Origin of the sequence: Streptomyces tricolor (genome assembly GCF_002155905.1) — a bacterium.
GTDB classification, from domain to species: Bacteria; Actinomycetota; Actinomycetes; order Streptomycetales; family Streptomycetaceae; genus Streptomyces; species Streptomyces tricolor.
The window spans coordinates 1-3,926 of sequence record NZ_MUMF01000167.1 but is presented as its reverse complement, the minus strand read 5'-3'; the positions used below and the strand labels follow the sequence as shown (position 1 = coordinate 3,926).

General features: G+C 74.7%; 3 protein-coding genes and 1 pseudogene. 3 read left to right on the top strand and 1 reads right to left on the bottom strand.

Annotated elements, in window-relative coordinates; all coding sequences use genetic code 11:
- Positions 1-355: pseudogene (locus CCN44_RS47810) on the bottom strand (hypothetical protein); the annotation flags it as partial.
- Positions 356-445: 90 nt separating this feature from the next.
- Here CCN44_RS47810 and CCN44_RS13420 point away from each other — a divergent pair.
- The 3 genes from CCN44_RS13420 to CCN44_RS13410 all read left to right on the top strand — a co-directional run.
- Positions 446-1,717 carry a glycosyltransferase 87 family protein gene (locus CCN44_RS13420; protein WP_208639767.1) on the top strand — a complete coding sequence of 424 codons (1,272 nt, stop codon included), beginning with the start codon at positions 446-448 and terminating at the stop codon, positions 1,715-1,717.
- 44 nt (positions 1,718-1,761) lie between these two features.
- The gene (locus CCN44_RS13415) at positions 1,762-3,414 is read left to right on the top strand and encodes a glycosyltransferase family 2 protein (RefSeq protein ID WP_086697776.1); all 1,653 of its coding nucleotides are present in this window, start codon (positions 1,762-1,764) and stop codon (positions 3,412-3,414) included.
- A 72-nt stretch (positions 3,415-3,486) separates the two neighbouring features.
- Positions 3,487-3,926 (top strand): NAD-dependent epimerase/dehydratase family protein (locus CCN44_RS13410; protein WP_143649730.1); only part of this gene is annotated, 440 nt, incomplete at its 3' end.

Here is a 3,926-nt window from a genome sequence, read left to right as displayed (position 1 = left end):
GCTGCACGCCGTCCTCGCCGGGGTGGACGGCGAGGACGGCGTGCAGCAGGAGGTAGTACAGGCCGTGCACGGCGTCGACGTCGTGCAGCAGGTGCCAGATCTGCGGCACCGTACGCCGCCCGACCTGGAAGCTGACGGCCTCGTCGCGCCACATGCCGCCCCGGTCGAGCCCCCAGAGCCCGAGCGCGAGCATCACCAGCGCGGGCGCCCCGACGGCGGCGGCACGGTGGCGTCGCGCCCGGGCGTGTCCCGGTACCCGATGCGGGGGTTCGCTCGTTGCACCGGTCGGTACGGCAGTGTGCGCTCCAGCCGCCCGACGCGACTGGCGTTTCGCGGGAAGCCCGACGTTCACCATGGCCCGATCTCTTGCGATTAGCCAATATTTGTTGTCATTGACGGCGTATCAGCATCAATACACCATCCGCACCGCTTAGGCTCCCATGTGATGAACCGTCTCCGCGTCACCACCGGCCCGGTCCTCGCTCTCACCGCCATCTGGCTCATCACCCGTGCCCTGATGCTGTGGCTGCTCGTGCACGGCGGCGCCCGGCTGCTGGGGAGCGGTTCGGTGACCCGGGAGGTGTGGCGGCTGTACTTCCACTGGTACGGCGTCCTCGCGCACGGCTCCTTCCCGGTGCACGACACGCTGTGGCAGTACCCGCCGGGCGCCGGCGCGGTGCTGCTGGCGCCGGGCCTGCTGCCGGGCCTGACGTACTTCGAGGCGTTCGTGGTGCTCACGCTGGCCGTGGACGCGCTCACCGTGGCGGCGCTGCTGCGCGCGGGCACCCGGCCCGGGCGCAGCCTGCTCGGCGCGGCCGTGTGGACCGGCGGTCTGCCGCTGCTGCTGCACCTGCCGCTCGCCCGGTACGACGTCCAGGTCACCGCCCTGGCGGTGCTGTCCCTGCTGGCCGCGGCGCGCTCCCCGCGCGCGGGCGGCGTCTTCGCGGCGCTGGGCGGGCTGGTGAAGGTGTGGCCGGCGCTGGTGCTGCTGGGCACACCCCGCGGGCGGCCGACGCGCACGGCGTGGGCGTGGGCGGCGGGGGCCGGGCTCGCCTGCCTCGCCCTGCTCGCGGCCTGCTTCACCCACCCGCTGTCCTTCCTGCGGGAGCAGGGCGGCCGGGGCGTGCAGATCGAGTCGCTCGGCGGGACGGCGCTCAACCTGGCCCGGCACGCGGGCTGGCCGGGGCGGGCCCGCTACCGGTACGGCGCGATGGAGATGACCGGCCCGCACGTGCACGCCGTCGCCACCGCCTCCCTCGCGCTGACGGCCCTCTCCTTCGGGCTGCTGGTGCTGTGGCGGGTGCGGGCGCGGCGCTGGACCGAGGCCACGCCGTTCGACGCGGCGCTGAGCGCGGTGCTGCTGTTCACGGTGACCAGCCGGGTCATCAGCCCGCAGTACATGATCTGGCTGATCGGGCTGGCCGCCGTGTGCCTGACCTCGCGGCACACCAGCCAGCGGCCGGTGGCGGTGCTGGTGCTGGCGGCGTCCGCGCTGAGCACCGTGGTGTTCCCGATGTACTACCGCGAGGTGATCGACGGGACCTGGGCCGGGTGCCTGCTGATGCTGTCCCGGAACGGGCTGCTGACGGCCGCCGCCGTGCTGTCCTTCGTGCGGCTGTGGCGGGCCGCGCGGCCACCGGCCGGAAAGTCCGTGCCGACGACGCAACCCCCGCCCGGTTCCGACCGTCTTCCGGAGCGAGCACTAAGCCTCTCTTAACGGGGTATTACCGAATATTCTTACGCTCCCGGCCCGTGGACCCCATGCACCCAGAACCGCGAGACCCGAATCCGGAACCGGCGCCCGCGCCGGTGCCGGACCCCGTATCGGCACCGGCGTCCGAGGTCGCCGTCGTCGTCATCGGCTACAACGACCGCGCCCATGTGGGTGATGCCGTGCGCTCGGCGCTGGCGCAGGGGCCCGCGGTCGCCGAGGTGATCGCCGTGGACGACTGCTCCACCGACGGCAGTGACGCGCTGCTCGCCCGGCTGGCCGCCGAGGAGCCGCGGCTGCGGGTGGTGCGCCGCAGCGTGAACAGCGGCGGCTGCGGCAGTCCGCGCAACGCCGGGATCGACGCGGCCACGGCGCCGTACGTGATGTTCCTGGACAGCGACGACGTGCTGCCGCCCGGTGCGGTGGACGCGCTGCTGGCGGCGGCGCGGGAGGCGCGCGCCGAGGTGGCGGGCGGCCTGTGCGTGCGCCGGGAGCTGCCGTCGGGGCGCGAACAGCCCTGGCAGGCGCCGCTCTACGCGGAGCACACCGTCCTGGAGCGCCCCGCGCGGCTGCCCCGCCTGGTCCACGACACGCTGTGCGTCAACAAGCTCTACCGCACCGACTTCCTGCGCGACCACGGCATCCGCTTCCCCGAAGGCCGCTTCCTCTATGAGGACTTCGTCTTCAGCGCGCGCGTACTGGCCCGGGACCCGCGCATCGCGCTCGTCCCGGACCGGGTGTACGTGTGGCAGGTGCGCCGGTCGGCCGAGCGGCTGTCGCTCTCGCTGGACCGGGGGCGCGTCGACAACTGGACGGCGCGCATCGAGGCGTGCGCGCTGGCGTACGACATCCTGCTGGGCGCTGGGCAGAAGGAGCTGGCGCGGGCGGCGCGCGCCAAGTTCCTCGACCACGAGGTGCGCATGTACGCGCGCGAGCTGGCCCTGCGCGACGCGCACTACCAGCGTGCGTGGTGGACGCGCACCCGGGAGTACCTCGCGCGCTACGACGCCGCCGACTGGGAGCGGAACCCCGCGGCCCCCGGCCGGCTGCTCGCCCAGGTCCTGCTGGCGTCGCCCGAGCCGCGCGACCTGCCCCGCCTGCGGGAACTCGCCGCCCGGCCGGCCCGCCTGCTCCCGCCGTACGCCCGGACCCCCGACGGCACCCCGGCCTGGGCGCCCGACCTCCCCCAGGTCTCCCTGGCCCCGCTCCTGTCCCGGCCCGTCTCCGCGCTCCCGCTCGCGGTGGACGCGGAGCTGCGCCTCCGCGCGCGTGCCTCGCTGCTGCGGCTGCGCCTGCACGAGCTGTACGGCAGGGTGGCCGAGGCGGACCCGCGCGAGCTGGACGTGGAGTGGCACGCGCGCGACGACGACCGCACCCGCGGGCGCACCACGGTGGCACTCGCGCCCTCCGGCCCGGACACCTGGTCGGCGGAGGTGCCGGTGGACCTGGCGGGGCTCGGCTCGGGCACCTGGGACCTGCGCCTGACCCTGCGTTTCGCGGACGGCGCGCAGCGCGAGGTCACGGCGCACGCCCTCGTGGGTGACGGCCGGCTGCGCCGGCGCGCCGTGCCGAGCGCCGTGCACGGCGTGCTCCTGGCGCAGCCGTACGCCACGCACTCCGGCGCGCTGGCGCTGCGGGTGGCGACCGGGCTGCGCGGGGTGCTGCGGGTGGTCCGCGGCCGGCTGCGCCGCCTGCTTCACTGAGACACGGGCCCATCGGGAGACGGATTCACCGGGCCACGGGCCGACCGCCGAACGACGAAGGGATGGCCGCACATGACCTGGCTGATCACGGGCGGCGCCGGATACATCGGGGCGCACGTCGTCCGGGCGATGACCGAGGCGGGCGAGCGCACGGTCGTCTACGACGACCTGTCCACGGGGGTCGCCGCACGGGTGCCGGCCGAGGTCCCGCTGGTGCGCGGCTCCGTCCTGGACGCGGACCGGCTGGCCCGCGCGCTCGCCGAGCACGAGATCACCGGGGTCGTCCATCTGGCGGCGAAGAAGCAGGTGGGCGAGTCGGTGGACCGCCCGCTCCACTACTACCGGGAGAACGTCGAGGGCCTGCGCGTGCTGCTGGAGGCGGTGACGGCGGCGCAGGTCCCGTCCTTCCTCTTCTCCTCCTCGGCGGCCGTGTACGGCATGCCCGACGTCGACCTGGTCACGGAGGAGACCCCCTGCCGGCCACTGTCCCCCTACGGCGAGACCAAGCTGGC

Excerpts from the sequence above, each read along its gene's own strand:
- CCN44_RS13415 (WP_086697776.1), top strand. The coding sequence starts at position 1,762 with ATGCACCCAGAACCGCGAGACCCGAATCCGGAACCGGCGCCCGCGCCG.
- CCN44_RS13420 (WP_208639767.1), top strand. The coding sequence starts at position 446 with ATGAACCGTCTCCGCGTCACCACCGGCCCGGTCCTCGCTCTCACCGCC.